Source organism: Ornithinimicrobium kibberense (assembly GCF_006519705.1).
Classification (GTDB): domain Bacteria; phylum Actinomycetota; class Actinomycetes; order Actinomycetales; family Dermatophilaceae; genus Ornithinicoccus; species Ornithinicoccus kibberensis.
On the sequence record NZ_VFXM01000037.1, the window covers coordinates 1 to 803 of the forward strand.

General features: G+C 65.9%; 1 protein-coding gene. It reads right to left on the reverse strand.

Going from position 1 to position 803, the window contains the following annotated elements:
* Window positions 1–54: 54 nt before the first annotated feature.
* A complete protein-coding gene (locus tag FJR00_RS15525) occupies window positions 55–738 on the reverse strand; it encodes a uridine kinase family protein (protein ID WP_022920022.1) in 684 nt (227 codons plus the stop codon).
* Between the last annotated feature and the right edge of the window lie 65 nt (window positions 739–803).

Genomic DNA, 803 nt, shown 5'->3' on the forward strand with positions numbered 1-803 from the left:
CAGAACCAGAACCTGGGATGTCTGCCGCGTTGGCAGATGCGGGGGCACCTACCATCAGAGCCACGGGTTGTTCGAAGGTGCAGGCGCTACGGCGAACTGCCCCTCATCGAGGTCGATGGTTGGGGAACCGGCAACCACCAGGCAGGCCCGCTCCCACGGACGTTGCTCGGCAAGAAACCGCACTTCATGTGCCATCCACTCGTGCCAGAACGCGATCGTCTGCTCGCGATCCCCGTTCACACCCTGGGCCATGTCGCGAGCGATCCCCCGCCGCTCGGCCTCCTGAAAGTCCGACTGCACCCAGATCGAGGCATCAACGAAGTGCTCGAACTCGCGTTGGCTTGCGCCGACGCCCTCGATGACGACCAAGTCCACCTCCGCGGCAACCTCGATCACGCCTTCGCGTCCATGCAGCCCCCACGCCGGCGGCTGAAACCGCACACCCTCCCCACGGTGCAGTGTCACCAGGATCTCCTCGCGCAGCATATGCCCCCAGGCGAAGAACGGCTCATGCCAGGCCAGGTCATCCGTGTGGACGACCGCAGAACGGGCGACGGCACGCTTCAGCTCAGCAGCCAGCGTCGACTTACCTGAGGCTCCCCTGCCGTCCACGGCAACGATCTGCGGCCGACCCAGCGGCTGCCCGGCCACCTGTAAGACGTGATCGACCAGCTCGGCAGTGTCGAGGGCCCGCCAAGGCCCCGCAGCGGGTTCACCCTCGAGCAAGGTCATGGTCATGACCCCATTCTGCTGCCGACAGCAGCCATGCTCGCTCATGCCGCGTGGAGGACGGCTACGCTCGT